A 26,471-nucleotide genomic window follows, 5' to 3' on the forward strand; every position below is an offset into this window, starting at 1 on the left:
GGGTGCCACGGATAGCATGGTGACCATGGCGTCCGAACTCCAGCGTCTGACCGACGCTCTCGGCCACAGCCTGAAGCGCAACGTGTCCGTCGACGACCCGGCGATGCACCAGATCGCGTTCTCCTCGCACGTCTACGAACCGATCGACCTGCTCCGGCAGCAGACGATCCTGCGAAAGGATCTGCCTCCCGAGGTGGCCGCGTGGCTCCGCTCCGCCGGTGCTTACAACGCTCGAGGGCCCTTGCGTCCTCCGCTCAATGAGAGCATCGGCGGGACCGAGCAGCGCTTGTGCCTTCCGATCCGTCGGAACGGGTTGCTGGTCGGGTTCCTGTGGATCCTGGAAGGTGAGATCGAGCTCTCCCAAGATGAACTCGCCACCGCACTCAGCGCGGCCGACAGTCTTGCGGTTGTCATGCAGCGCGAGCAGTTGGCCGATGAGCTGTACCGAGCCCAGGTCAGGGAGCTGGCGACCGAGCTGATCTTCGCCTCCGAAGCATCCACGCGGCGTGCGGCGGCTGAGAAGTTGCTGGAGGCCGAGCTCTTCGTGCCGAACGAGCCATTGTTGGTCCTCGTCGTCTCCCTCCACGCGGGCCGCAGAGCGATGTCGGACGAGGAGCGCAGTGCGCTGGAGGGTCGGCTCGACGGCACCGGTCGCAGGCTCAGCGAACGGCGGCACCTGGGTCTGGCTCGGCGCGACCACGGACTCCTGGTGCTCTCGGACAGGGATCCGCTGATCAGCGGTCGCGCACGGGATCGCCTCTGTCAGGATCTGCTCGCGGACCTGGTTCGTGACCTGCCGGGTACGACCCCGTTGATCGGGGTCGGCGATGTCGTCGACGATCTCGCCGACGCCTACCGCTCCCATCGTGATGCCGAAAGGGCGGCGCGGGTCGCTCGCCTCGTCGACGGCCTGGGCACGATCGTGCGGGCCGACCAGCTCGGCGTGTACGGCGTGCTCGCCCGGATCCCGGAGGGGGAGTTGAGTGCGTCAAGCGTGCCGCGGGGACTCCTTGATCTCCTGAGTTCGGGCGCCAAGGGCAAGCAACTGGTCGACACGCTCGAGGCGTATCTCGAGAACGCGGGTGACGGGCCGGCGACCGCCGAGCAGCTGTATGTTCACCGGACCACCCTCTACTACCGGCTCCAGCGCATCGAGGAGTTGACGGGCGCCCAGCTGTCGAACGGCGGGGATCGACTGGCCTTTCATCTCGGCCTCAAGATCGCGACCCTCCTGGGGCTGCGATCGGCTTCAGCCTGATCCGGCCACGGTCACACGGCCTGAGATCTCGATCTGGATCGGCCTGTCCGGTGAGCCGTGCAGATCATCATCGACGGAGCTCGCCGCAAAGGCATTGTCGAACGGGCTCACGTGTGCCAGGCGGCTGCCCCGAACCACCTCGCCGTCCTCGACCGCCAGGATGTAGCGAGCACACGTGCCGGTGCCGCACGGTCCCATGTTCAGGATCGCGTCGCCCCAGATCACCGCGCTCGTCGTGCGCGCCGAGTTCACCGGTGTGGTGAGCAGGAGCATGTTCGGTTGCGCCAGGCCCGGCGCGCCCGCGCGGAGGGTTCTGAGGAGAGCTGAGCCACGCTCGGTGAGGGCGTGCGCCTCTGCGGCGGAGATCTCCAACGCCAGCTCGGCCGCGGAAACCGCGGCGAAGACGTTGCCTCCGGCCGTCACGGTACGGACCTGGAGTTGCTTGCCCTCGTAGTGGACTTCGGCCACGTCGACCCGAGAGGTCACCGGAGGCATGGTGAGGGCGATGCCGGCCGCACCTGAAGACCGAGCGGTGATCAAGCCCGCGCCCGTCTCGAGCCTCACCTCAGGTCGGGACCCGAGAACGAGCATCGCGGCGAACATGCTCGCTTCACCGCAGCCACCGAGTGGTCCGTCGGTGGCCACGAAGACCAGCCCGTGGTCCGCGTCTCTCTGGACGGGCGTGACCAGGACCGCGACGATCGCGCCGGGGTCCCCGGCCCGCGCTTCGAAGTAGTCACGTCGAATCTCTTCCAGGGTGTCCGCCATCAGGGAGGGCACCTCGCGCATCTGCGTCGCGCAATGGGTCACGGCCGTGGCGTCGTAGCAGGCGACTGGCTGGCCGTCGGTGTCTCCGAATGCCAGCGGGGTCACAGCGTGCCTCTACGGTTGGCGGGCTGGTAGGCGGTCACGACGACGGCGCCGCCGAGTCCGATGTTGTGCTGGAGGGCGACGGCCGCACCATCCACCTGGCGGGCATCGGCCTCGCCGCGGAGTTGCCACGTGAGCTCGGCGCACTGGGCGAGGCCGGTGGCACCAAGGGGGTGGCCCTTGGAGATGAGGCCGCCGGACGGGTTCACCACCCAGCGGCCGCCGTAGGTGGTGTCGTTGTTGTCGACCAGCAGGTGCGCCTCGCCCTCGTTCGCCAGGCCAAGCGCCTCGTAGGTGAACAGCTCGTTCGGGGCGAAGCAGTCGTGCAGCTCGATCACGTCGATGTCGTCCGGGGTGAGCCCGGACTGGGCGTAGACCTTCTCCGCCGCCTTTCGGCTCATATCCGTGCCGACCAGGTTGATCGCGCTGTTGGTGTCGAAGGTCGAGCGCATGTCGGTGACCATCGCCTGGCCGACGATCTCGATCGCGCGGTCGCCGAGGTCGTTCTCCTCGACGAACCGCGCGCTGGCGAGCACCGCGGCGCCGGAGCCGTCGGACGTCGGCGAGCACATCAGCCTGGTCAGGCCCGCCTCGGCGTAGACCATCTTGGCGTTCTTGATGTCTTCGACTGTGTAGACGTCCTGGAACTGGGCGTACGGGTTGTTCGCCGAGTGCCGGTGGTTCTTCTCGGCGATCTTCGCGAAGTGCTCCGGCGTGGAGCCGTACTTCTCGTTGTGCTCCAATCCGGCGACGCCGTACATCCACGGGGCCGGCGGGGAGGAGAACTCGCGCATCTCGGCCAGCGCCAGGACGTGCTTCTTCAGTGGCCACTCGCGGTCCTCGTACGCCGCGCTCAGCGAACCGGGCCGCATCTTCTCGAAGCCCAGCGCGAGTGTGCAGTCGGCCAGGCCGCCGCGGATCGCGTTCGCTGCCAGGTAGAGCGCGGTCGACCCGGTGGCGCAGTTGTTGTTCACATTCGTGATCGGGATCCCGGTCATGCCGAGCTCGTAGACCGCGCGCTGGCCGGAGGTGGACTCGCCGAACATGAACCCGACGTGGGCCTGCTCGATCTGCTCGAACGCGATCCCGGCGTCGGCCAGCGCCCTGGTGCCGGACTCCTTGGCCATCGCCGGGTAGTCCCAGCCCTCCCGGCGTCCGGGCTTCTCGAACTTCGTCATGCCAACGCCGATGACGTAGACCTTGCTCACGATCTTCTCCTCGACCATGGTCGACAGACTGTCTTTCGACCCCACGCATCGGCTACGGACAGCCGATGAACGTTGCAGCCCTCGATTGCGACATCTGGTCGGGTACCCGCGGCGGCACCGGACCGTAGCGTTCCGGCATGACCACCAAGCGCGTACGCGGCATGATGGTCGGCCGTGCTCCTGCGCCTGGCCTATCTCGCCGTTACCAACGCCTTCGCGGCGCGCACGCTGCGATCGCTGGATCAATTGAGCGCTTCTCCCCACATCGAGTAGCGTCTCGAAGCCCGAGATCATGTCGTGAGAGGTGCGGATTGAGCTTCGTCACGCTGCACAGCACGGACCTGCCGCCCGACCAGCGATTCGACTGGTGGTGCGACCTGATCAGCCGCGACGTGGCGCCCATCCGCGTCACGAGCGACCACGCCTCCGACTTCCGGGCCTCCGCAGGAGCGATCGACCTGGACACCGTACAGATAACGACCATGTCGTTCCCCGCGCTCAGCTCGGCGCGCACACCCGCGCTGATCCGCCGCTCCGACCCGGAGAGATACGAGCTCGCCCTGATCGTCGGCGGCGCGATGTGGATCTCCCAGGGCGGCAACGACACCCGGATGAGAGCCGGCGACCTGGTGATGTGGGAGACCTCTCACCCCTACGAGGGTGGCGCGTTCGACGGCCGGACCCCGGCGCAGGCGATCATCGTGCATCTGCCCAGAGCCGACCTGCCCCTGCCCGCCAGCAAGGTCGACGCGCTCGTGGCAGACAGGATGCCCGCAGGCAGCGGCATCGGCGCGATCCTGACCGCCTACCTCAGGACCCTGGTGTGCGAGGCGCCGTCCATGGCCATCGCTGACGCGAAGCGGCTCGGCGCTTCCACGCTGGACCTGGCCATGGCATTCCTGGCTCATCGGCTCAACGCCCGCGACCGACACGCCCCGAGTCATGCGTCGACGATCCGCGAGGGCGTGGCGAAGCGTTGACAGGGGCACGTGCGGGCCGGGCTATTGAGCCGCGAAATGAGGTGACCGGGGTGCCGACACTGTCCATGAAGTGGAAGGCCACACCGCTGGCGGCGGTATCGCGAGGCGCCAGCGGACCCCGCGCGGTCTTGGGAACCAGGGCACGTACGGAACCTTCAAGCGCGAGAACCGGGAGATCCCATGCTCGCCCGACTCGGTTGATCACCGGGGTGGCCGCTTGGGGAACACTGAGGTGGTAAGCCCAAGATGTACGAGCGTGGGAAGTCGGATCGTCCCGTAGCACCTGCGAACCCGCCGAACAAGGCCGTGAAGGCGGCTGCGGAGGTGGGGGAGGAAAGGGGGCGAGCCAAGGGGAACACGGACGGCAAAACGCATCCCGGACACAGTGCCGGATCCGATGCGTCCAGTGCGCTGGGCCGTGTGCGTGAGGTGGCACGACGGGACAAGGACGCGCGGTTCACCGCGTTGCTGCACCATGTCACGCTGTGGCGGCTTCGGGAGGCGTATTGGCCGATTCGCCCGAAGGCCGCACCCGGAGTGGACGGGGTGAGGTGGTCTGACTACGGGCTGGACCTGGAGGTCAATCTTCAGGACCTGCATGTCAGAGTGCAGTCGGGGCGTTACCGGGCTCTGCCGAGTCGGCGGGCGTACATCCCGAAGGCGGATGGACGTCAGCGGCCGCTGGGGATTGCCGCGCTGGAGGACAAGATCGTCCAGCGGGCGGTTGTCGTGGTCCTTAACGCCGTCTATGAGGTGGATTTCCGGGGCTTCACGTATGGGTTCCGACCAGGGCGCGGCCCGCATGACGCGTTGGATGCGTTGTCGGTCGGGCTCTATCGGCGGCCGGTGAACTGGGTGCTCGATGCGGATATCCGCGACTTTTTCGGCCAGCTTGATCATGCTTGGCTGCGGAAGTTCCTGGAGCACCGGATCGCGGACAAGCGGGTCCTGCGGTTGATTCAGAAATGGTTGGCCGCTGGGGTCGTCGAGGACGGGGAGTGGACAGCGTGTGAGGAAGGCTCGCCGCAAGGGGCATCGGTGTCTCCTTTGCTGGCGAATGTTTACCTGCACCACGTCTTCGACCTGTGGGTTGACTGGAGGCGGACGCAGGCGCGCGGGGAGGTCATCACCGTGCGTTTCGCGGACGACTTCATCGTCGGGTTCGAATGCGGGGAAGATGCGCGGCGGTTCCAGGACGAGCTACGCCAACGATTGGCGAAGTTCGGGTTGGAGTTGCATCCGGGCAAGACGCGGCTGATCGAGTTCGGGCGGTATGCCGCTCGGGGTCGGCAGCGGCGGGGCCTGGGCAAGCCGGAGACGTTCGACTTCTGGGGTTCACGCACATCTGTGCGAGGTCGCGGAAGGGAACGTTCTGGATCAGGCGCATCACGATCGCAAAGCGGGCGCGGGCGAAGCTGAAAGAGATCAACGAGCAGCTTAAGCGCCGCCGGCACGAGCCCGTTCCGGAACAGGGGCGGTGGCTGGCCAACGTGCTACGAGGGCACATGGCCTACTACGCCGTGCCGGGCAACTCTGACGCGGTATCGGCCTTTCGCCACCAGGTGACCCGGCTCTGGCACAAGACGCTACGGCGTCGAAGCCAGCGAAACCGGATGACCTGGGAACGGATGAACCGGTACGTCACTCGATGGATACCCAAGGCCCGAATCATGCATCCCTACCCGGAGGTGCGCCTCGCTGCCAGCACCCAAGGCAGGAGCCCAGCGCGGTAGTTCCGCACGCTGGGATCTGTGCGGGGGGCCGCCCTAAAGGGCGGTCCCTACCGCGACAGCGATGGGTACAGTCCTGCCGCCGTGAACTTCTCGATCGGTGCCTGTTCTGGAACGAACACCATCTACGGCGCGCCTTGCGCGAGTATGAGAGAGTTCTACAACCAGCACCGAGCCCATCAGGCCCTGAACCAGGCAGCTCCACTCCGCGCCGTCCCAGATCCGATCATTGATCCGGCCACAATCGTCGACCTGAACGTACGCCGACGAGACCGGCTCGGCGAGGTCCTCCACGAATACACACATTGCATGGATGAGATTTTCGGCAAGCGCAGGCCGCCGTGGTGGTCGGCATCCTGGCCGCGCTCCTGCCCGCCCGGCGGGCGGCACGGCTCGACCTCCTTACGGCCATCGCGGCGGCCTGATCGTCTATCTGCTCCTCTTGGCGGCGGTGACCAGGCCTGATTCGTAGGCGACGATGACGAGCTGGGCGCGATCGTGCACGTCCAGCTTCGCCAGCAGCCGCCGCACGTGGGTCTTGACGGTGGAGATGCTGAGCCCCAGGCGGGCGGCGATCTCGGGGTTGGTCAGGCCCCGGGCGATGAGCGTCAGCACCTCACGCTCCCGCCCGGTCACCGCCGCCAGCTCACGCACCATCCGGGACTCAACCGCCGCCACGCGGGCGAACTCGGCGATGAGCCTGCGGGTGACCGCGGGGGCCAGGAGCGCCTCGCCCGAGGCGACGACACGGATCGCGGCCAGTAGGTCGGTCGGCGGGATGTCCTTGAGGAGGAAGCCGCTCGCGCCGGCGCGCAGCGCCTCGTACACGTACTCGTCCAAGTCGAAGGTGGTCAGGATGACGACGCGGACCTCCGACAGCGCCGGGTCGGCGCGGATGCGGCGGGTAGCCGCCAGCCCGTCCATGCCCGGCATGCGTACGTCCATGAGCACGACGTCGGGCCGGGTGCGCGCGGCCAGCTCAACGACCTGGGCGCCGGAGCCCGCCTCACCGACGGCCACCATGTCGGCCGCCGTTCCTACCAGCATGGTGAGGGTGGCCCGCAGCAGCGGCTGGTCGTCGGCGACCGCCACCCTGATCACGGCGTGTCCTTGCACGCGTAGGGCAGGCGCGCCAGCACGCGGAAGCCGCCCTCGGGGCGGGGGCCCGCGGTCAGCTGCCCGCCGTAGGCCAGGCAGCGTTCGCGCATGCCGGCCAGCCCGTACCCGCCGCCGTCGCGCGGCGCAGCGCGGCCGCCGTCGGCCACCTCGACCTCCACCACCCCTGTCTCGGGTACGGTAACCCGCACCCGGCAGCCGGTTCCCGCGTGTTTGGCCACGTTGGTCAGCGCCTCTTGAACGATCCGGTACACGGCCAGGCCTACCCCCTCGGGCAGGTCGACGGCGTCAACGCGCAGGTCGACCTCGACCCCCGCGTGCGTGGCAAGCGCAGGCAGGTCCTGCAGTCGGGGCGCCGGCGCGGTGTCGTGGGCGCCGGTATGCGAGCGCAGCAAGCCGAGCATGGCGCGCATCTCCAGCAGCGCCTCCCTGCCGGTGGTCTCGATGATCCGCAGCGCCTCGCGCGCCTCCTGCGGCCTGGTCTCGGCGACGAGCCCGGCCACCCCCGCCTTCATCGTGATCAGGCTCATGCTGTGGGCGACGACGTCGTGCAGGTCCCTGGCGATGCGCAGCCGCTCCTCGAGCACGGCCCGCTCCGCCGTACGGGCCGCGTGCAGATGTTGCTCGCGTACGGCCAGCCCCGCCGTCCAGGACAGGCCCATCAGGGCCAGACCGAACCCGGCGCTGCCCAGCGCCTGCGTCCAGAACGGCCAGACGGCGGCCAGCAGCGCGGCGACCACGCAGGCCAGAGCGGCGGCGAGGCCGGTGACGGCCCGCCTGCGCGGCTCCTGCGCGCCGACCGAGTAGAGCACGACGGCGACCGGAAGATAGGCGGACTCCACGCCCAGGAGCAGCGCGGTGGCCGCCGCGGCCAGCGAGACCGCCAAAGACGGCAGAGGCCAGCCGCGCCGGGTCGCGACGGGCAGCGCGGCCAGGGCGGCGACGGCCTGCGGCAGGTCGTTCCTCAGCTGGGCCGCGGCCGCGAAGGCGACGGCCAGCAGGAGCGCGACCATCACGTCCAGAGCCACCCAGTGGCCGTGGCGCAGCCTGTGCACCAGCAGGGTCTCGTTCACCAGCCGACAGTATCCGCGCAGGTCACCGGCGGGGAAGCAACATCGTCCGCGAGGAGGAGGGCCGGTTTGGCGGTAGCGTCCTGGGCTGACGCGCGGCTCGTTCTGCGGCGTGATGCCGGGCTCCGGGTGGGGCGGCAGCGTGGAGAGCATGAAGATTCTCCTGATCGGCGTCGCCGCGTTCCTGACGGCTGCCGCTGTCCCTGCCGCCGCTGCCACGGCCCCCGTGCAATTCGAGCCGCCATCCCCCACCGGCCCGCACCGGATCGGCACGGTCGCGCTGCACCTGGTCGACTCCTCCAGGACCGACCCGTGGGTGGCCGGGCGCAAACGCGAACTGATGATCAGCATCTGGTACCCGGCGCGGAAGACCGCCAGATACCCGCTCGCGCCATGGATGCCGAAGGCGGCGGCCGACCGCTACCTGCGCGACCTCGGCATACCGGGCAAGGTGGTGCTGGGCGCGACGGACGGGCACCAGGGCGCCCCAGCCGACCGGCGGCTCGGGCGGCTGCCCGTCGTGCTGTACTCGCCCGGCGCCAACGCCTCGCGCTCCTACGGCACCGGGGTGGTAGAGGAGCTGGCCAGCCGCGGCTATGCGGTGGTGACGATCGACCACACCTACGACGCGGCTGTGGTCGAGTTCCCCGGCGGCCGCCTCGTCACCAACCCAAGGGGCGAGATCACCGACTTCGTCAAAGCGACCAAGGTGCGCGCCGACGACACCCGGTTCGTGCTCGACCAGCTGAGCGGACGCAAGCTTCCCGCAGGGCTGACGGGCTTGCTGGACATGAAGCGGATCGGCATGTTCGGCCACTCCCTCGGCGGCGCCTCCACCTCCTCGGCCATGTACGCCGACAAGCGCATCAAGGCCGGGCTCGGCCTCGACGGCGCGGTGCTCGGACCCGTCGCCGAGGCAGGGCTGGAGCGGCCTTACCTGGTCGTCGACACCCCGGGCAAGGGCGGGATGGCCACCAACCCGATGTTGCGGACGTTCTGGAAGAACCTGCGCGGGTGGCGGCTCAACCTCACCGTCGAGGGGGCAGCGCACAACTCCTTCGGCGACGACGTGCGGCTCCTGCGTAAGGTCGGATTGTCCAAGGAGGAACTGGCCGGATCCGTCGGGACGATCCCGGAGATGCGGGCGCTGGCCTTCCAGCGGGCCTACCCGCTGGCCTTCTTCGACCGGTTCCTGCGCGGCAAGAAGTCCCCGCTGCTGGACGGGCCGACGCCGCGCTTCCCCGAGGTGACCTACACCAGGTAGGTCACTCGCAACCGGGCACCGCCTGCCCGAGCGCCGCTGCCAGGGCGCGCGCGATGATCACCACCCGCGTCCTGGACGCCGACCAAGCCACCCAGGCCCTCGCCGAGTGCCTCGACCCCGGCGGCCGGCACCCCGCCGGCCAGGTCCTGCCCGATGAGTTGATTACCTCGACCAGGAGCGCCCCGTGAAGCTACGCCGCACCGCGATCAGGAGCCGAGCGCGCTGACCCGCCCGGCCGCCGTCCAGGTTGGCGTCCGGACCGTCACCTTGCCGAACGCCGTCAGCGCCTCGTTCGCCGTCACCGGCTACCCGCGCGAAGTCGGCGCGGGCTGGCTGGAACCCCGGCTCACCTACCTCGGCCATCTGGATGTTTCTCTGCACATCGAGCCGATCCCGCAGCAGGTCGCGGCGATGCGGCTGCGTCGCCAGCTCGCCCGCCTGGAATCAGCAAGCCGCTCCGACGCCCAATACGGTCGGCTCCAAGATCTCGGAGCCGAGGCCGCCGCCGACGACGCCACCGACCTGGCCGACAGCCTCGCCCGAGGCCACGGCCGCTTGTTCAAAGTCGGCCTGTATCTGACCATCCACGCACCCACCGAACCCGAGTTGGCCGCAGAAGTGGAGCGTATTCGGGCACTCGCCTCCTCACTGCTCCTCGACGCACGACCAGCCACCTTTCGCGCGTTGCAGGGATGGACGACCGGTCTGCCGCTCGGCGTCGACTCCCTCGGCGCCACGCGCACCTTCGACACGACCGCGCTGGCGGCGGCCTTCCCGTTCACCTCACCAGATCTCGCCACCGAGGCCGGAGAGACCAGCCGGGTCGGTCGGGCTGGCCGCGATCGAGGCGTTCGAAGTGACGCCGGACAGGTTCTGCGCCACTACAAAGGCCAGGAAGCGGTGGAGCGCCGTTACCAGGCCTTCAAGGGGCCGCTGGCCGTCACCAGCCTGTATCTGAAGAGCAACCGCCGCATCGCCGCGCTGATCACCGTGATCTGCCTGGCCCTGCTCATCTTCTGCCTGATCGAACGCCAGGTCCGCGATGCTCTGGCGGCTCGTGGCGCGGCCAAGGTCGATGGTTTGTACGCCGGGCGGCCCGCCGTGCCCACCGGCAAGCTCGTCCTCGACGCGCTGGCCAGCATCCGGCTGATCCCGGGCACCGGCCAGTCACCCCCGACCATCCCGCAGCCCACCGATCTCCAACTCGATCTCCTGGACCTCCTCGACATCGATCCACGAGACCTCCGCTGAAGATCACTCACATGCGGAAGACGGGGCTAGCCACCCGTCAGGGGAAGGAAGGGCAGAGAGTAGGCAGGAGTCCGGTCAGCCGCAAAGGCTGACCGGCATCCGCTCTCTCCCAACCCTCATCGGATGGCGGGTCCTTCGGGAAAGGATGATGCGCCCGGCCGGTGTTCGTGACCCATGGCGGGCGCCTTCCCGAAGGCCCCAGGTCCGGCAGCAGCACACGCTTGGAGGGGGGTGCTGCCGCCGGACGATTTCGGGAGTGGGCGGCCCCTCGCGTCACGGCCTCGGCTGCCGCGACGGTCGCCTCCGCTTCGACCACTCGTTGATCCCGACATCAACCCGGCCTCGATCACCTCGTTGGACATCCGTCGACGTGATCGGCTCGGAGGTGTCCCTGAAGGAATACCGACACGCGGCTTGACCTGGCCGGATGACTAATCGGCACTCGCAACCCCACAGGTGAGCGACCTGACGGGCCCCCGTTGAACGGCGTGGACGGGGTTTTTGGCAGGCGCCCGCTCACCCCCGACTACGTCAACACGCTGGTCGATCATCCACTCGCTCCACACACCCCGGCGCCTGCTGAATGACCGGTCCCGTGATCCTTCAAGCAGTTCCGCTGTCAACCGACCGGTTATGGATCGTCAATGCGAGCCCGGCACCGTCAGCTCATGCCCTCGAGAACTCTGGCGGCCCTGACGGTCGCCGTGATGCTCACAGCGACCGCGTGCTCGGACACCGAGGACGGCGGCGGCAAAGGAAAGCTGACCCACGGAACGGCCATCGACGACGCCCCCACGGGGGAGCTCATCGCCGACAGCGGCTTCCGACCTGAGATCGACGGTTTCGGGTTCGAGAACTACGGCGGCGGGGACGAGACCAACCTGACCTCCCAGGAGGTCCACAACCTGTTCGGCGACGCCGTCTGCATCGATGCGGAAACCGAGTCCTGCGAGCTCATCCCGCAGGCCGAGGCGTGGATGGAGCACACCAACAAGTCCATGGACGGCGGCCATTGCTACGGCATGTCGCTGACCAGCCTCCAGATGTGGCAACGGACGCTCAATGCCTCGGACTACGGCGCCGACACCACCCCGGAACTGGCGAAGGAGGACAACCAGCCCCTCCAGAGCGTCATTGCCCAGAACTTCGCCGCCCAGTACGGCGCCGGCGTGAAGAAGCAAGTGATCAAGGGCACGCCGAGCCAGATCGTCGACCGCCTCATCCAAGCCTGGTCCGCCGAGGAGAAGGAGGGCATGTCGCTCGGCTTCTACAAACGCGACGGCTCCGGCGGCCACGAGCTCACGCCTTACGCGATCGAGAAGGCCGGCGACGGGCAGGTCAACCTCCTGGTGTACGACAACAACTACCCGGGCGTCACGCAGAAGATCAGGGTTGATCTGACGCGCGACACCTGGGAGTACAAGACCACCACCAAACCCGGCGAACCCGTCGACCTCTATGAGGGCGACGCCGAAACCGGCACCCTGGAACTGACCCCTGCCGAGGCCGTCACCGAGACCCAGCCGTGCTCCTTCTGCGGCAGGAACGACGACGACGGCGAGCAGAGCGGCAAGGGCTCCGCCAAGGGCGGACCGGCCGCCGACACCAAGCTCGTCTACCTGGACGGCGACGCCGCCAACCACCCGCACCTGCTCCTGACCGACGATGCCGGCCACAGAACCGGCTACATCGACGGCCAACTGGTGAACGAGATCCCCGGCGCCGCAGTCAGCAAGCCCAAGGGCGGCAAACCCGGCGACGACCCCGAACCCGAGTACACCATTCCCGGCGACAACCACGTCACCATCACCGTGGACGGCGGCCACCTGAACAAGAACGTGAAGGACGTCCAGGTGGGCATCATCTACGACGCCTTCGACGTCGCCGCGGAGCAGATCCAGCTCCGCAAGGGAGCCAAGGACATCTTCGACGTCAGTGCCGACATGAGCAAATTCAGCTACACCGCCAGCGACACGGTCTCCCCCGTCGTCCACTTCGGCGCCAGCATCTCCGCCGACGAGTACCTCACCTTCAACGTCTCCAACTCCGCCGACGTCGCCGGTAGCACGATGAGCGCCGAACTTCCCCGGGACGGCAAGCGCTTCGGACGCTTCATCCTGGACACCAGCAAGGTCAAGGGCGACAGCGCAGCCTATGGCATCGAGGTCATCTACCAGGACAAGAAGGACGAGATCCGGTTCACCACGGACGACGTGGAGATGAACACCGGCGCCAAGGCCGCCGTCCGCTGGGACAAGGTGGATGAGAAGCGGCCGTACATGCCCCTGCTGGTTCAGGATGCGGGCGAGAAGACTTGGAGCAAGCTCGAACCGGTGGTCAATGAGTGACCCGTTCGAGCCAGGTGGAGATCTTGGCGGTGCGGCCGCGTCCTTGCCCGTCGTGTCTGACGGTACCCCGGCCGCAGCGTGCACGCTCTGCGTGTCCGGCACCACCAGGCTCGGGTCGGCTGGTCGTCCCCGCCTCTCCCGTACCTGCCTGCGCAGCAGGTCGTGGGGCAGGAAGTCCCGCTGGCATGGTCGGCGAACAGGCCCTGCGACCCGCCGCAGCCGACGACGACATCACCCACTGGGGCGGTGGCCGGGACTGTACGGTTTCGGTGTAACTCCTGATCATGGAGAACGCACCTGATGAGTACTGTGATCCAGGCATCGACGGAGCTCGACCTGGAGGACGCCACGGTGGCGCGCAAGAAGCCGGACAACTCGACGGATCGCGAGCTGGTGGCCAGGCTGGTCGATCAAGCTCGGGCCGAGGGAGTGGAACTGGTCGGTGAGAACGGGTTGCTGGGGCGGTTGACCAAGCTGGTGCTTGAGTCGGCCCTCGACGGCGAGATCACTGATCATCTCGGCTACGACAAGCACGAGCGCTTCGCCGGTAACCAGACGGGCAACACCCGCAACGGCAGCCGGGCCAAGACCGTGATCACCGACGTGGGTCCGGTGGAGATCGCCGTGCCGCGCGATCGGGACGGCAGCTTCGAGCCGAAGATCGTGCGCAAGCGGCAGCGACGGCTGTCCGGCGTCGATGAGATGGTCATTTCCCTGGCTGCCAAGGGCCTGACCACGGGCGAGATCTCCGCGCACCTGGCCGAGGTCTACGGCGCCGAGGTGTCCAAGCAGACCATCTCCACTATCACCGACAAGGTGCTGGAGGGGATGGCCGAGTGGCAGAACCGCCCCCTCGACCCGGTCTATCCGGTGATCTTCATCGACGCCATCCACGTCAAGCTGCGCGAGGGCCAGGTCGCCAACCGGCCCATCTACGTGGCGATGGCCGTCACCGTCGACGGCGAGCGGGACATCCTCGGCTTGTGGGCCGGCGACGGCGGCGAGGGCGCGAAGTTCTGGCTGCATGTGCTGACCGAGATCAAGAACCGCGGCGTCGCCGATGCGCTGATGGTGGTCTGCGACGGGCTGAAAGGGCTGCCGCAGGCCATCGAGACCGTCTGGCCGCAAGCGGTGGTGCAGACCTGCGTGGTGCACCTGCTGCGCGCCTCGTTCCGCTATGCCGCCCGCCAGCACTGGGATGCCATCGCCAAGGTCCTCAAGCCGGTCTACACCGCCCCGACCGAGGCAGCCGCGCTCGAGCGCTTCTACGAGTTCGCCGAGGTCTGGGGCGGCAAGTATCCGGCGATCGTGAAGCTGTGGGAAGACGCCTGGGCCGAGTTCGTGCCCTTCCTCAACTTCGACACCGAGATCCGCCGCGTGATCTGCTCCACCAACGCCATCGAGTCGGTCAACGCCCGCATCCGGCGGGCGGTCAAGGCGCGCGGGCACTTCCCGAACGAGCAGGCCGCGCTCAAGTGCGTCTACATGGCGATCATGAGCCTGGACCCGACCGGCAAGGGCCGCAAACGCTGGATCACCCGCTGGAAAGCCGCCCTCAACGCCTTCGCCATCACCTTCGAAGGCCGCCTGACCCTGACCACCCGATAACTAGTCAAGATCGAGATACACCGTTAACTGGGCTCTGTCTCTCTTTCGGCTCTGTCGCAGATTCGGTGGTGACGCTGCGAGCCGTATCGTCACCACCGAATCTGCGACAGAGCCGTTAACTGGACACACCCCCACCTGGCCGAGGGCCTCACGGTCGATGACCTGGCCGCCACAGTCCGCTTGTCGCCGCCCCACTTCGCCGAGTTGTTCCGCACGGAGATCGGTGAGACTCCTGGCAGGTACCGCACCCGCCTGCGGATGGAACGCGCCCGGCTGCTGCTCACTGAGACCGACCTGCCGATCACCACGATCGCAACAGACCTCGGCTACTCCTCATCCCAGCACTTCGCAACAGCCTTCCGCCGCGAGACCGGCACGACACCGTCGCGGCATCGGCACAAGGTCACGGGCAGAACACGCCACTCGCCCGCAGATTTCTGAATGAGCGCTGGCGGGACTTCGCTGGAGCTTTCATCAGACGCAACCGCTACGTCTTTGGTCCGACGGCACAGGAGCGCAGCCGTACCTCGGTGTCGGTGATGTCGTCCCTTGCCATGACTTCCTCGGTGTGCTCGTCGGACTGGGGAACCGCTTCTCACCTCCGCGTTCAGAGAGGTCTTCAAGACCGAAGGACTTCGGGCCATGGCAACTCTGCCACGGACGCCGAGGATGAACGCCGTCTGCGAGCGGGGCATCGGCGCCCTGCGCCGCGAAGTCCTGGACCGGATCCTGGTCCTCAGCGAACGCCACCTGGCCCTCGTGCTTCGTGAGTACCTGATCCACTACAACAGGCACCGGCCGTACCAGTCCCGGCAGCAACGGCCCCCGGACACCGCAACGCAACCCGTCCGGACGTGACCGAGCTCAACGATCTGCGATCCATTCGCCGAAGACCTGAGGTCGCGGGCATGATCAGCGAATACCGCCACGCCGCTTAGCCGCAGGTCAGGCCACGTATCCCAATATTCGAGCGGTACAACTTCGACGACGGCTCGGCCACCTGCGCCTTCATCATGCCCACCTCCGTCGACGGCCGCCCGGCACATAAGGCCGACCTTCTGGCCAACGATCAGGACTGGCATCTGACCTTGTGGCTCCGCCTCGCCGACAACCATGGAGTGCCACTGGACTGAACAACGAGCTCACGGTGAGCGGTGGTGTGGGGCTCAAGAACTCGAATCGCGTGCAGCGCAGAGACCTTCGTCTCGGGGGTGGCAGGGCTGAGGGCGCCGAGTGGCCGATCCTGCTCGTCTGGGATCGGTGGACCCGCAGATCAGGCAAGGTGACTGAATATGCAAGCCCCACAGGCGTTCTCCACGAGTATTCACACGCAGCTTGAGCTGCATGGATGTAGTTTTCGGTTGTGAACATGAACGTGAGAGGTGGGTTGAGTGTGACCGGCTGATTGCGGTGCTGTACGAGTAGATGGAGGGGTTCTGATCCTCCGGAGTCGCCTTACGCGGAGGAGGCTCCAAATCACCGCACATTCGCCTGTATTTCACGCCCTACCTGGGTGATATCCGGCTGGACCGGCTGCGGGTGTCCGATGTCGCGGGGATGTTCGATGCGATCGAGGAGTTTAACGACGTCATCGCCACTGCCCGCGTCAGCGGCGATCCCGAGGAGCGAGCGAAGGTGCGGTATCGGCGGCCGGTCGGCCCGGCCACCATGCATCGCATCCGCGCCACGCTGCGGCACGCGCTGAACATTGCGATCAAGCAGGATCGGCTGATCGACTTCAACCCGGCGGCGGTTGTCGAACTCCCTGACGCCGAGCGCCCCAAGGCGCTGGTGTGGACCGACGAGCGGGTCGCTGACTGGAACCGCGACCTGCAGGACCGGCTCGGCGTCGAGCAGCGGCGGCGCGGGGCCCGGCTCAGCCGCGCCAACATGATCAACATGTACGCGTCCGTGCCGCGGCCGTCGCCGGTGATGGTGTGGACGCCCTCGCACACCTTCGCCTTCCTAGCCCAGGCGGCCACTCATCGGCTGTTCGCGCTGTATCGGCTGATCGCCCTGCGGGGGCTGCGCCGGGGCGAGGCGGTCGGGCTGCGCTGGAAGGACGTCGACCTGACCGCCGGGACCGCCGGGGTGCATTGGCAGATCACTCAGCTGGGCTGGGAGCCGGTGCAGGGGAGACCGAAGACGGAGGCCAGCGACCGCACCGTCACCCTGGACGCCGACACCGTCACCGCCCTGCGCGGGCACCGCAAGCGGCAATCGGCCGAGCGACTGGCCGCGGGCGAGGCCTGGACCGACAGTGGTTTCGTCTTCACTGACGAGATCGGCCGACCGCTGCATCCGCAGCAGGTCAGCGACCAGTTCTACCTGCTGGCCTTCCAGGTGGGGCTGCCGCCGGTGCGGCTGCACGACCTCCGCCATGGCGCGGCCTCGCTCATGCTCGCCGCCGGGGTCGATCTGAAGATCGTGCAGGAGACCCTCGGTCATGTCTCGTCCACCTTCACCCGTGACACCTACACCAGCGTCTATCCCGAGGTGGCCCGCGCCGCCGCCGAATCCACCGCCGCCCTCGTCAACACCGCAGCCGGGGGCGCTCAGACGGCCCGGCTGATCACCCTGCCGACCCACACCTGAGACACCACCACCTAAACCACCGACCCCAGGCAGGCCCGCCGGTACCCGGCGGGCCTGCTGTATCTCCTCAGCGGCCGTCCCACAGATGGCGCAGCCGAGCGATCCCAAGCTGCGCTGTAAACAGGCCGAGCGGATCGCTGCGAGAAGCAGCGGATCTTTTATCTGCTTGTCCGAGACGGCCTGGTAGGCAAGACGAGCCGACTTGGACACGGCTTGATCGCCCATCAGACGACTGCTGACCAGCGACGCTGCGCAGACCTTCTGGCTTGATCTTCGGATGGTCGTCATTGGGGTCTGAACTGACGGTGGCCGCCTAAATGATCTACCGCAATACACGGTCCGTACACAAGAGCAACCACCGAGCAACCAACCATGATCAACAACGAGATCCGAGGTCGACAAGAACCGAGGAACCCCAGGTCGGACGCGGTGTTGAAGAGTAGGGCGGGTGGGACTTGAACCCACGACCCACGGATTATGAGTCGGTTCCTTCGGTGTTACTCAGTGCCGCAGAGTGGCATTTTCTATCGCTGTGGACGGAATTCTCCTCGCCGTCGTGTCGGGAAGTGATGATGGATGCCGTGCTGTATCGCGTACACGCGAGCAACCACCGAGCAACCATGGTTTTTTGACCATCGCCATTATGCGTCGTTTGCCCCCTTCATGACGCGGCTATGTGCCGTGACGAGGCTCCGACCCTCACGGCAGCCGAGTGCGGGCGAGCAACCACCGAGCAGTCATGAGTAGGCGATGTGCGCCCTCTTGCCAGGATGCCTTGTAGTTGCTTCGCAAACGATGCGAAGCCTGCTTGACGTGTATGGATGTGGTTTTCGGTAGGCGCAGTATCAGCATCGAAGCAGCGCATCACTGCCATGCCTGCGCGGATGGAGATCCGGCGCCCGGAGCGCTATCGGTCCCGCGCCCTGAGGCTGGCCTGGTCGGCGGCGGTGCGGCCGGCTGCCCAGCCCTCCCGGTCCCAGGACGTGCGGACCGCGTGCGAGACCAGGTTTGGGAACATGCGCTCGACCGCCTGCTCCACCTCCTGTTCGCGGGCCGCCAGCACCGGCACCAGGTCGGTGCCCCGGCTGGCGCTCTCCTGCGCGACCGCGGCCGCCGTGGCCTCGGCGAGCCGCTCGCCGATCCTGGAGGAGAACGCCGACAGGAACGACTGGCGGAACGTCTTGTTCCTCGACCGGCCGGTGCCGTGCTTCTTGGTGCCCGTGTTCACCAGCGCGGTCTGCGCCTGCACCAGCAGTGCGGTGAACAGCATCTCCACCCACGACAGGTCCGCCCCGAACCCCAGCACGGTGGCGAACCCCAGCTCCTTCGACCAGATCACCCGGCACCTGTTGGCTTCGGCGATGAGGTTGAGCAGCACGGCCTTGGGCTGCTCGTACGGCGCGTCGATGCCGATCCGGATGCCCGCCGGGGCCTCGGCTCCGCCTGGCTGCGCATCCAGCATCGCCGCGTCGATGCTGTACTTCGCCATCAGGCTCTGCGCCGCCGACGTGAACGTCTGCGCCTCGGCCTCGTACGTCGTCGACTCCGCCTTGGCGAGCAGCGCCCGCACCCGCGTGAGCGTCTTCTCGCTGACCGCGCGCGGACGTGCCCGGACCGTACGGCGAGCGGCCCCGGGCGGCGGGCTCAGCAACTCCAGCCGGGGCAGCCCGGTCAGCAACCCTAGCAGCTCCAGCACGCCGGAGACGGTCACCAGCCGGCCGGCCCCGTCGCGCGCCTGTCGCCCCGCCAGGTAGTCGCCCTTCCACCACACCGCGGCCTCCAGGCCGGCGAGCTGGTCGCGCCAGCGCTCGTCCACCGTGGCCGGCGCGTAGGGCCGCATCTCCCAGGCGATGAGGTCGGCCGCCGCCCGCCCGTGCCAGTCGGTCAGCCGCCTGGCCGCGATCCTGACCACGTCGGCGGGCTGCCAGCCGTTGCGCCACAACCCCGAGATCGCATGGGTGACGACCTCGACCAGCACGCGATCGGCGTCGTCCCGGTCGGCCAGGAAGGCGGCGGCGGAGTCGAAGGCCGCCTGATCCTCACGGGCAAGCGCCTCCATCGCCGCGCCGATCAGCTCATTAGCCTTGCTCACACGTGCCCGTCCACCTCGAAGAAAGTCCGCCAGAACTCTACCGTGACGGAGCCTCGTCCCCTGCTCGCCGGTGCGGCGGAAGGCGGCGAGGTCCTGGCCGACCCCGGCTGTGTCGTTCCGACCGGCGCAAGCCGCCTTGAGCCTCGGTTCTCAAGCTGCGGAGAGTACTGCATGTCCGCTCTTCTGCCATCCTGAGGCAGTGCACGCTGGGGCATGAGCGGGTTTCGGGCCCACAACCACTTGTCCTGCAGCTCATCGAAGAGGGCCGATACTCAGGATGAAGAGGCGAAGTGAAGGAGAGGAGGCGTAGAAACACAAGCGCTGAGCATAGAAGACCAGGTCAGATGCCGTGTACGAGTTTTGGCACCGCACAGGGCGTCAACGTGCAGACGATCTACTTCACGTTCCGCAACAAGCGAGCGCTGCTCAAGGAACTGGTCCCCGATCATCGAGATGGTGCGTGCCGCCACCGCAGCCGACCCCGCGATCGGGCAGCTGTGGGACCTCGATGGCAACGCCCGGTTCACTGTCCACGAGGCCGCTGCCCGCGCCTTGGTGGCCAAGTCCGGCATCCGCCAGGAGATGGCGGCCGAGCACGTGGCTGATCTGCTGTACGGCCTGCTCAGTCCCGAGCTGTACCTGCTGTTCGTCCGCGACCGCGGCTGGTCGCCCGACGCCTGGGAACGGTGGGCCCTGCAGAGCCTGCTCGACCAGCTGTGCGCGGCGGGCGGGAAGGATGGCCGCGGCGGCGGGATCGCGTCAGCCCGCGACGCTCACGGGCTGGAGCCCGGCCTGACCAGCAGCGAGAAGGTCGAGCTAGCGGCCGCCAAACGGCGCATCGCCGAGCTGGAGACCGAGCTGCAGGCCACTCACCGGGCGATCGAACTGGTGCGAGAGGCGGTGCCCCCAAAAGGCGGCTCGAGGCCATCGCGGTGATGGCCGGCGAAGGTATCCCCGTCGAGGTCGCCTGCCGCATCCTTGCCGTCTCGGTGTCCGGCTACTACGCCTGGCGGGACCGGCGGCCTTCGCTGCGGGGCATCCGGCACGTCTGGCTGGCCGACCTGATCCGGCAGATCCATCAGCGTTCCCGCGGCACCTATGGGACCCGGCGGGTGCACGCCGAGCTGTGCCTGGGCCATCAGGTCCCGGTCAGCCACGGAGCGGTGGAGTTACTCATGCGCCGGGCCGGGCTGGAAGGCCTTAGCGGCCGGCCCAAGTGGCGGCGCGCCAAGCCGGTCCAGATCGCCACCGACCTGGGGGACCGGGCCTTCGCCAGGACCGAACCCGACCGGCTGTGGATCACCGACATCACCGATCATCCGACCCGGGAGGGCAAGGTGTATTGCTGCGTGGTGCTGGACGCCTACTCCCGCCGGGTGGTGGGCACACCAGGGCCTCCATGAAACCTGGGGCGGTTCATTCTCTCTGGAATGCGTCGCTTAGCGAGCAGTCTAGAAACGGCTGCTCAACCCGTGTTGAAGAGCCGCACCAGTATCACCACACCGACCACGGCACCCAGGCAGCGCGCGAGTGCCCGTGGGCGCGTAGAGGTCCTGGAGAAGAGCGAATCGGCCACGGGGACCGCGCCGAGCGCCAGGAACGCGTACATGCCGTGCAGGAGCTCCCCTGGACGGTGCTCGCTGACGAGCAGGGCGAGCCCACCGGCGGCGGCCATCATCACCAGGACCAGCAGAACCTTCGCGCCGACGTCCGCGATCCTGCCCGGTGGGCTGCCCGAGGCCACGCGCACGGCGCCGTCCGCCGCCACGACCAGCATCGCCACGGTGGTGACGAGGGCGAGGAGCAGGTGCACGTCATGCGCGAACATCGCCGGCCCCGCAGGATTTCCGCGACATTCTCGCTCACCCCTTGGGAGTGATGATGTTGGTCACCACGCCAACGATCATGATCAACCAGAACAGCCCGATCGCCAGATACGCCCACCCTCGCCGGCGCAGGCTTCGTGCTTCCTGCCAGCTGTGGGGTTCACCGGGTCCGCCACGGTCGAGGAACGGGATGGCGATCAGCGCCGCTGCCATGAGCACTAGGCCGAGAATGGTGCCCCAGATGTCCGGCTCCAGCCCGAACGCGATGGTGACGAGGCGGTTCATGCCGTGCGTCCAGCTGATCGGGAAGGTCGGCACGATGCCGAGCTCGCCAGGGCCGTTTTCCGAGCCGTAGAACGGAGAGCTCGGCAGCAGCTGCGGGGCCGGTCCTGGGTCGCGTGGCACGAAGATGGAGATCAGCAGTACGATCCCGAGGATCACCGCGCTGTAGGCGAACCACAGCTTCACATGCGTTGTGAACGGGACCGTGCGACCGGTCGGCTTGTGCCAGAACGGCAGCGAGATGCCTTTGACCTTGATCAGGTAGTAGTGCATCGCGATCAGCGCCAGTAGCAGCACCGGCAGGATCGACACGTGCATCGCGTAGTACGGGATGAGCAGGCCGGTGGCCTTCGAGATGTTCAGCAGATCGGCTTGGGTGTAATGGAGGGGTTTGTCCAGCCCCACGGCCTCCAGGATCTCCGACATGTGCCAGGGGACCGCGAACCCCCGCTCGTCCCAGTGCAGGGTCTCACCCGTGATGCTGATCAGGAATACGGAGCCCGCGAGCGCGACCCCGATCTCCCACAGCCCTATCCTCGGCCCACGGTAACCGCCGCTGAAGAAGACCCGCATCATGTGCACCATGACGAGCGCGAAGATCACATACGAGTTCCAGTAGTGGAAGTTGAGCGCGACTGACCAGCCACCTTCGCGGAGCAGCATCTGCGTGATCTGGTACGCCCGGCCCGCATCGGGAACATAGCGCAGTGCCAGCAGCATCCCGGTGAGAATCTCGAGGACCAGCGAGATCGCCAGTACCCCGCCGAGCGTGTACCACACGGTGTTGGTCTCAACGGGGATCATGTACTCGCTGATCATCCCGCGTAGGCCCAGCTGCTCCTTCACCCGGTCGCGGAAAGCGTGCCGCCACGCAGCCCCGGTCGGCGGTGCTGGTTTCCCCGGCGTCGGTTCTTGGGGCGTCGTTCCCTCGCCGGCCTCGTGCCGTTCTGGTGGGCCAGGCGGCTCCATGGGGGCAGGCTGTTCAGTCATGAGGCTTGTGCTCCCTGGGCGCCGGCATAGGTCGTGACGGCCATCCGCATAGTCTCTGAATCAATCTTCTACGTGATCCTGTTTTTGCAGGTTAAGCGATACGTGTCTGCTGAAGTTGGATCGCCGGTCGGTGTGTCGCGGGGTGGCTTGCTGGCAGCGTGTCTCGGGTACGGTGACCGCTGGCACGCGGATGTCGGTTGCCTTCACGCTGCCTACGACTACGACAGCAGGCCTAGTAGCGAGCAGCGGAGGTGATCCGCGAGCCAGAACACTCGAACAGTGATCTACCCGACAGACGGCCCGGAATGCTTGCCTGGGCCTGGAGATCCAGCCGTCGTTGACATGCAGTCAGGAGAGTCCGCCAGCACGGCGCGAGCGGCATCCTGCAGTCGAATCTGGGGCCTCGAGCCATGATCCTGACGATGCTGGAATCTGCCACCTCCGCTGACCTCCCGAACACTGCCTCGAGGCTCCAGGAATGTCTGACCCAGGAGGATCCGGCGTTCGTCCGCCGCATCAAGGCCATCAGCGGCCTCGCTCCGCAGACACCCCCATGGCCGGACGTTCGCTGGTGGCTGGATCGCCCGGCTCGCCAAGCACCTCGTGTGGGCGGCGCTGCTGGTCGTCGCGGGAGCGCTCATGCTGCTCCTCGCCATCATCACTTGAGAGCGGCGCTATTCGTGGACCACGGCGACCGGGCAGGGCGGCCCACCAGCTCGAGCGGGACCACCTCGCCGGGCCACTCGTGGTAGGGCCAGTCCCAGACGTGGCAGAGCGTGAGCGGGAGGTTCCTGGACTCGGCCTCATCCGCCGCCCAGCACAGCGCGTGGTCGCCGGGGGCGGAACCGTCGCAACCCACGACGACACCGCGAGCTTCCATCTGATCTCCTCGAGAGGGAGTCCTGCGAGAGCCGGACCGGGGCAGGACGGCATCCGGTTTCATGCGCTCTGCTGTTGCGGGATCGCCAACGCGCGCGGCTCGAAGGCGGCGGGATCGGCGTAGTACTCCCTGATCGCGGCGGCGAAGCGCGCCGCGTGGAACCCGTCCGTGTAGCGGTGGTCGAAGGTGGCGGTGAGCGTGAGCATCGGCCGCACCACCACGTCGCCCGCCACTGCCACCGACCGCATGCGCACGGCGCCGACGAGCACGAGCACCGGCACGCGGTAGTAGGAGGCCAGCGGCGAGAAAGCCCGGTCGATGCCCCACATGCCCACCGAGGAGACCATCGCGCCGCCGAACGCCTGCCGCGGCAGGCCGATGCGGGACAGGTCGAGGTCGAGATCCGAGGTGAGCCACGCACCCAGGGCGAGCGCCGGGCGGAGCAGCCATCCGGGCAGCCGGGCCAGCAGGGCCTTGCCGCGTTCCAACCCGGGATCGCGACGCTGGAGTTCCTCGGCAACGGCCACGACGGACTTGTGGTCGGCATCGGCGACCTTCACCCCGCTGAGCTCCCGCCCATCGTCACTGACCGCGATGAAGAACACGTCGCTGCTCGACCGGGGGCGCAGGCCCCGGAAGGCACGCCGTACCCGCAGCTCGGGAACGGTGGACAGGGCGTGCGCCACCGCGCGGCCGATCACGTGCGTCATCGTCACATGCACGCCGGAATGGCGCCGTGCCTCCTCGATGAAGGCCAGCGCGGTCGCCGCATCCAGGTCGAGCTCACCGAAGAACTGGGGGTCGCGGGGCGCGCCCCAGCTCGCATCGGCCAGTTTCCGCCACTGGGACATGGTCATCTCCTCACGGCAGCCTGACGTAGCCCTGCCGTGCCTTCCAGAGGAAGTACTTCTCGAACATGATCTTCGCTGCGTGCGACTGAGGTCCTGGGACCATGACGCCGAACTTGCGGGGCGGCAGCATCTTGTCGGCCAGGATGAGCACGCCGTTGTTGCCCGCGTCCATGATGCAGACCGCGGGGATCTTCCCGAATTCGTTGTGTGTTGTGGGGGAGTCTCCGCGTACGGCTGCCGCGATGTTGGCCGCGGCCACGTGGGCCTGTGTCTCGGTGGGGAAGCCCGTCTTGGGCACCCCGACGGGAATCGCGGAGGTCCACGGGACGTCGACGGCGGCCGCCACGCCCACGGCGTAGACGTCGGCGTAGGCGCGTGACTGGTAGGTGTCCAGGACGGGTACGAAGCCCTTCTCGTCGGCCAGTCCGGGGACGGCGCGGACCACGTCCTGGCCGGTGAACGGTGGGACGATCATCGCGTAGGCGAAGTCCAGGAGCGACTACCCGCTGGCCACACGTCTGCTGATCACCGCCGATGCGGGAGGATCCAACGGCTATCGCACCCGAGCTTGGAAGGCTGAGCTGGCCGCGCTGGCCCTGCAGACCGGGCTGGAGATCACCGTGTGCCACTTTCCGCCCGGCACCTCCAAGTGGAACAAGGTCGAGAATCGGCTGTTCTCCCACATCACCATGAACTGGCGAGGCCGACCGCTGAGCAGCCACGAGGTCATTGTGCAGACCATCGCCTCCACCACCACCCGCACCGGGCTTCGTGTGCACGCCGACCTCGACACCAGCACCTATCCGACCGGCGTCACCATCAGCGACAGGCAGATGGACGCCCTACCGTTGCATCGTCACGATTGGCACGGCGACTGGAACTACACGCTGCACCCGCAGGCCTACGCCCAGGTCAACGATGCCCCGGACCCGTTCGACCAGCCGAGCCCCGACCTGGCCTGGCTCTGCCACTCCGCCCTGACCGGACTGACCGGCCCGGACTGGGACACCCTGATCGCCACCCTGCTGACGCTGCATGACCAGCAGCGCGAAGCGCACCTGGACAAGCGGCGCGGCCACCGCCCGCGCATGGCCGCTCCCGGCACTGGACGCCGCCCCATCCTCACCCTCGCCGACCGGCTGCTGAGCACCCTTATCCACGACCGGCTCGGCTTACCCCAGGTCGCCATCGCCGAGTTGTTCACCGTCCGGCCCGAGACCCTCAACCGGCGTATACGCCAGACCCGGCAACTCCTCCAGCAGGCAGGACACACCATCCAGCCAAACCCTCGTCGGCTGCCGACGCTGGAAGCTCTCTACGACTTCGCCGAAGTCAAAGGCACCCCCTACCATCGAAGATCAAAGCTGCGTGTTAATAACCCGCGAGCCCTAACTGAACGGCGTTGGCTCTAGATCTTGTCTGCCGCGTGGACCTTCAGGCCGTATTCGCGGGCGGCGGGGTTCCACATCTTGACGAAGGCCTTTTTGTGGCGGGTCGCCTCGTCGGAGTGGTCAGGGCTGACCTGTAGGACGGTTCGGAGTTATTGGTCTCCTGGCAGCCGGCATGGATGTATCACCATGCCCACGGGTGTAGTGGACGACGCGGGAGTTGGCTGCTATCCGGTCCAGGGTTCCTGTCGATGTCGCTCCTGTCCAGACGGGGTGATCAGGCGGGCGAGGTGGCGCTCGTCGTGGTGGCGGCGAGCTTGTCCCGGTAGTGCGCGCTCAGCGCCGACGCTTCGGTCGGGATGCCCGCCTGGGCGCAGAACGCCGGCACCAGCGGGCGACACTCCTCCCGCGACATGAGTTGGTCGTGCAGGTTGGCGAACGAGTCCGACCCGGTCACCGCGATGTCGCCCGACCGCAACTCGGCGGCCAGGTAGGAGAACACGCAGACCTCCCGGTGGCGGCGTACCAGCATCCCGGGACGGTTCTTGTCCCGCAGGACCTTGCGCCGCTGGCCCGAGGCGAAGGCGTCCACGTCGATCCGCAGCCTCACCGCGACCGGATATCCGGCGGGGTCGAGCCGCTCCACCGTCATCTCCTCCGGTATGAACGCGGACCGCTGGTGGCGAGGTGGCTCTTTCAGCGCGGTAGCCGCGGGGATGGCGGCGCAGATCCGGCCGTGATGATCGTCACCCTGCGCGAGGGCCTGTCTTGTGGCCATACATATCGCACGGGTCACGACCTCGGCGACGGAGAGGAAATATGCACCAGAGTGCATGATCTTACCTCGCAGGATGAAGATCATCC

24 protein-coding genes and 1 pseudogene are annotated in these 26,471 nt (G+C 67.5%); 14 read left to right on the plus strand and 11 right to left on the minus strand.

What is annotated here, in order from left to right; translation table 11 throughout:
* The first annotated feature begins 25 nt into the window (after positions 1-25).
* Positions 26-1,258, plus strand: coding sequence for a PucR family transcriptional regulator (locus tag ACIBHX_RS46170; protein ID WP_397074582.1), 1,233 nt, complete (start codon positions 26-28; stop codon positions 1,256-1,258).
* Here ACIBHX_RS46170 and ACIBHX_RS46175 read toward each other — a convergent pair.
* Both ACIBHX_RS46175 and ACIBHX_RS46180 read right to left on the minus strand, forming a co-directional pair.
* Positions 1,250-2,131: a proline racemase family protein gene (locus tag ACIBHX_RS46175; protein WP_397074584.1), complete on the minus strand. Its 882-nt coding sequence runs from the start codon at positions 2,129-2,131 to the stop codon at positions 1,250-1,252. The two genes, ACIBHX_RS46170 and ACIBHX_RS46175, sit on opposite strands and share 9 nt — an antisense overlap.
* Entirely contained in the window at positions 2,128-3,336 is a 1,209-nt protein-coding gene (locus ACIBHX_RS46180; RefSeq protein ID WP_397074586.1) for a lipid-transfer protein, read from the minus strand. Before ACIBHX_RS46180 ends, ACIBHX_RS46175 begins: the two co-directional genes overlap by 4 nt.
* A gap of 311 nt (positions 3,337-3,647) precedes the next feature.
* Here ACIBHX_RS46180 and ACIBHX_RS46185 point away from each other — a divergent pair, with 311 nt between their 5' ends.
* The gene (locus tag ACIBHX_RS46185) at positions 3,648-4,316 is read left to right on the plus strand and encodes a hypothetical protein (RefSeq protein ID WP_397074588.1); all 669 of its coding nucleotides are present in this window, start codon (positions 3,648-3,650) and stop codon (positions 4,314-4,316) included.
* 420 nt (positions 4,317-4,736) lie between these two features.
* The gene (locus ACIBHX_RS46190) at positions 4,737-5,735 is read left to right on the plus strand and encodes a reverse transcriptase domain-containing protein (RefSeq protein WP_397074590.1); all 999 of its coding nucleotides are present in this window, start codon (positions 4,737-4,739) and stop codon (positions 5,733-5,735) included.
* 740 nt (positions 5,736-6,475) lie between these two features.
* Here the strand turns inward: ACIBHX_RS46190 and ACIBHX_RS46195 are convergent.
* Positions 6,476-7,147, minus strand: coding sequence for a response regulator (locus ACIBHX_RS46195; protein WP_397074591.1), 672 nt, complete (start codon positions 7,145-7,147; stop codon positions 6,476-6,478).
* The gene (locus ACIBHX_RS46200) at positions 7,144-8,235 is read right to left on the minus strand and encodes a sensor histidine kinase (protein ID WP_397074593.1); all 1,092 of its coding nucleotides are present in this window, start codon (positions 8,233-8,235) and stop codon (positions 7,144-7,146) included. The genes ACIBHX_RS46195 and ACIBHX_RS46200 overlap by 4 nt, the downstream gene beginning before the upstream one ends.
* 148 nt (positions 8,236-8,383) lie before the next feature.
* Between ACIBHX_RS46200 and ACIBHX_RS46205 the strand changes: the two genes are divergently transcribed.
* From ACIBHX_RS46205 to xerC, 8 genes are all read left to right on the plus strand, one after another.
* Positions 8,384-9,496: an alpha/beta hydrolase family protein gene (locus tag ACIBHX_RS46205; protein WP_397074595.1), complete on the plus strand. Its 1,113-nt coding sequence runs from the start codon at positions 8,384-8,386 to the stop codon at positions 9,494-9,496.
* A 53-nt stretch (positions 9,497-9,549) separates the two neighbouring features.
* Positions 9,550-9,684, plus strand: a complete 135-nt coding sequence (locus tag ACIBHX_RS46210) for a hypothetical protein (protein ID WP_397074597.1) — start codon at positions 9,550-9,552, stop codon at positions 9,682-9,684.
* Positions 9,685-9,763: 79 nt separating this feature from the next.
* Positions 9,764-10,747, plus strand: a complete 984-nt coding sequence (locus ACIBHX_RS46215) for a hypothetical protein (protein WP_397074598.1) — start codon at positions 9,764-9,766, stop codon at positions 10,745-10,747.
* A 668-nt stretch (positions 10,748-11,415) separates the two neighbouring features.
* Positions 11,416-13,095 (plus strand): hypothetical protein, encoded by a 1,680-nt coding sequence (locus tag ACIBHX_RS46220; protein WP_397074599.1) that lies wholly within the window; start codon positions 11,416-11,418, stop codon positions 13,093-13,095.
* A 300-nt stretch (positions 13,096-13,395) separates the two neighbouring features.
* A complete protein-coding gene (locus ACIBHX_RS46225) occupies positions 13,396-14,703 on the plus strand; it encodes an IS256 family transposase (protein WP_397074601.1) in 1,308 nt (435 codons plus the stop codon).
* Between the two features lie 135 nt (positions 14,704-14,838).
* The gene (locus ACIBHX_RS46230) at positions 14,839-15,144 is read left to right on the plus strand and encodes a helix-turn-helix transcriptional regulator (RefSeq protein ID WP_397074674.1); all 306 of its coding nucleotides are present in this window, start codon (positions 14,839-14,841) and stop codon (positions 15,142-15,144) included.
* 201 nt (positions 15,145-15,345) lie between these two features.
* A complete protein-coding gene (locus ACIBHX_RS46235) occupies positions 15,346-15,561 on the plus strand; it encodes an integrase core domain-containing protein (protein ID WP_397074602.1) in 216 nt (71 codons plus the stop codon).
* Between the two features lie 699 nt (positions 15,562-16,260).
* Positions 16,261-17,298, plus strand: a complete 1,038-nt coding sequence (gene xerC, locus ACIBHX_RS46240) for a tyrosine recombinase XerC (RefSeq protein WP_397074604.1) — start codon at positions 16,261-16,263, stop codon at positions 17,296-17,298.
* 907 nt (positions 17,299-18,205) lie between these two features.
* Here the strand turns inward: xerC and ACIBHX_RS46245 are convergent.
* The gene (locus ACIBHX_RS46245) at positions 18,206-19,390 is read right to left on the minus strand and encodes a DUF2786 domain-containing protein (RefSeq protein ID WP_397074606.1); all 1,185 of its coding nucleotides are present in this window, start codon (positions 19,388-19,390) and stop codon (positions 18,206-18,208) included.
* Between the two features lie 456 nt (positions 19,391-19,846).
* Here ACIBHX_RS46245 and ACIBHX_RS46250 point away from each other — a divergent pair, with 456 nt between their 5' ends.
* Entirely contained in the window at positions 19,847-20,326 is a 480-nt protein-coding gene (locus ACIBHX_RS46250; RefSeq protein WP_397074607.1) for a hypothetical protein, read from the plus strand.
* Entirely contained in the window at positions 20,326-20,793 is a 468-nt protein-coding gene (locus tag ACIBHX_RS46255) for an IS3 family transposase (protein WP_397074609.1), read from the plus strand. Before ACIBHX_RS46250 ends, ACIBHX_RS46255 begins: the two co-directional genes overlap by 1 nt.
* Positions 20,794-20,855: 62 nt before the next feature.
* On the opposite strand, the gene ACIBHX_RS46260 is transcribed toward ACIBHX_RS46255, so the two are convergent.
* From ACIBHX_RS46260 to ACIBHX_RS46280, 5 genes are all read right to left on the minus strand, one after another.
* The gene (locus tag ACIBHX_RS46260; protein WP_397074611.1) at positions 20,856-21,218 is read right to left on the minus strand and encodes a hypothetical protein; all 363 of its coding nucleotides are present in this window, start codon (positions 21,216-21,218) and stop codon (positions 20,856-20,858) included.
* 34 nt (positions 21,219-21,252) lie between these two features.
* Positions 21,253-22,488, minus strand: a complete 1,236-nt coding sequence (locus ACIBHX_RS46265) for a cytochrome b N-terminal domain-containing protein (RefSeq protein ID WP_397074612.1) — start codon at positions 22,486-22,488, stop codon at positions 21,253-21,255.
* Positions 22,489-23,146: 658 nt separating this feature from the next.
* Positions 23,147-23,368 carry a universal stress protein gene (locus ACIBHX_RS46270; RefSeq protein ID WP_397074614.1) on the minus strand — a complete coding sequence of 74 codons (222 nt, stop codon included), beginning with the start codon at positions 23,366-23,368 and terminating at the stop codon, positions 23,147-23,149.
* A gap of 59 nt (positions 23,369-23,427) precedes the next feature.
* Positions 23,428-24,219 carry a 2-oxo acid dehydrogenase subunit E2 gene (locus ACIBHX_RS46275; protein WP_397074615.1) on the minus strand — a complete coding sequence of 264 codons (792 nt, stop codon included), beginning with the start codon at positions 24,217-24,219 and terminating at the stop codon, positions 23,428-23,430.
* Positions 24,220-24,229: 10 nt separating this feature from the next.
* Positions 24,230-24,694 carry a hypothetical protein gene (locus tag ACIBHX_RS46280; protein WP_397074617.1) on the minus strand — a complete coding sequence of 155 codons (465 nt, stop codon included), beginning with the start codon at positions 24,692-24,694 and terminating at the stop codon, positions 24,230-24,232.
* A 10-nt stretch (positions 24,695-24,704) separates the two neighbouring features.
* On the opposite strand from ACIBHX_RS46280, the pseudogene ACIBHX_RS46285 reads away from it, so the two are divergent.
* Positions 24,705-25,631: pseudogene (locus tag ACIBHX_RS46285) on the plus strand (ISAzo13 family transposase); the annotation flags it as partial.
* Positions 25,632-25,884: 253 nt separating this feature from the next.
* Here the strand turns inward: ACIBHX_RS46285 and ACIBHX_RS46290 are convergent.
* Entirely contained in the window at positions 25,885-26,253 is a 369-nt protein-coding gene (locus ACIBHX_RS46290) for a hypothetical protein (protein ID WP_397074618.1), read from the minus strand.
* Positions 26,254-26,471 lie beyond the last annotated feature (218 nt).

Origin of the sequence: Nonomuraea sp. NPDC050536 (genome assembly GCF_044457685.1) — a bacterium.
Lineage (GTDB): Bacteria > Actinomycetota > Actinomycetes > Streptosporangiales > Streptosporangiaceae > Nonomuraea.

Bases quoted from the DNA above. Each gene is read 5' to 3' on its own strand.
- ACIBHX_RS46275 (WP_397074615.1), bottom strand. From the start codon at position 24,219: ATGTCCCAGTGGCGGAAACTGGCCGATGCGAGCTGGGGCGCGCCCCGC.
- ACIBHX_RS46220 (WP_397074599.1), top strand. From the start codon at position 11,416: ATGCCCTCGAGAACTCTGGCGGCCCTGACGGTCGCCGTGATGCTCACA.
- ACIBHX_RS46170 (WP_397074582.1), top strand. From the start codon at position 26: ATGGCGTCCGAACTCCAGCGTCTGACCGACGCTCTCGGCCACAGCCTG.
- ACIBHX_RS46225 (WP_397074601.1), top strand. From the start codon at position 13,396: ATGAGTACTGTGATCCAGGCATCGACGGAGCTCGACCTGGAGGACGCC.
- ACIBHX_RS46265 (WP_397074612.1), bottom strand. From the start codon at position 22,488: ATGACTGAACAGCCTGCCCCCATGGAGCCGCCTGGCCCACCAGAACGG.
- xerC (WP_397074604.1), top strand. From the start codon at position 16,261: ATGTTCGATGCGATCGAGGAGTTTAACGACGTCATCGCCACTGCCCGC.
- ACIBHX_RS46210 (WP_397074597.1), top strand. From the start codon at position 9,550: ATGATCACCACCCGCGTCCTGGACGCCGACCAAGCCACCCAGGCCCTC.
- ACIBHX_RS46205 (WP_397074595.1), top strand. From the start codon at position 8,384: ATGAAGATTCTCCTGATCGGCGTCGCCGCGTTCCTGACGGCTGCCGCT.
- ACIBHX_RS46255 (WP_397074609.1), top strand. From the start codon at position 20,326: ATGGCCGGCGAAGGTATCCCCGTCGAGGTCGCCTGCCGCATCCTTGCC.
- ACIBHX_RS46280 (WP_397074617.1), bottom strand. From the start codon at position 24,694: ATGATCGTCCCACCGTTCACCGGCCAGGACGTGGTCCGCGCCGTCCCC.
- ACIBHX_RS46270 (WP_397074614.1), bottom strand. From the start codon at position 23,368: ATGGAAGCTCGCGGTGTCGTCGTGGGTTGCGACGGTTCCGCCCCCGGC.
- ACIBHX_RS46235 (WP_397074602.1), top strand. From the start codon at position 15,346: ATGGCAACTCTGCCACGGACGCCGAGGATGAACGCCGTCTGCGAGCGG.
- ACIBHX_RS46260 (WP_397074611.1), bottom strand. From the start codon at position 21,218: ATGTTCGCGCATGACGTGCACCTGCTCCTCGCCCTCGTCACCACCGTG.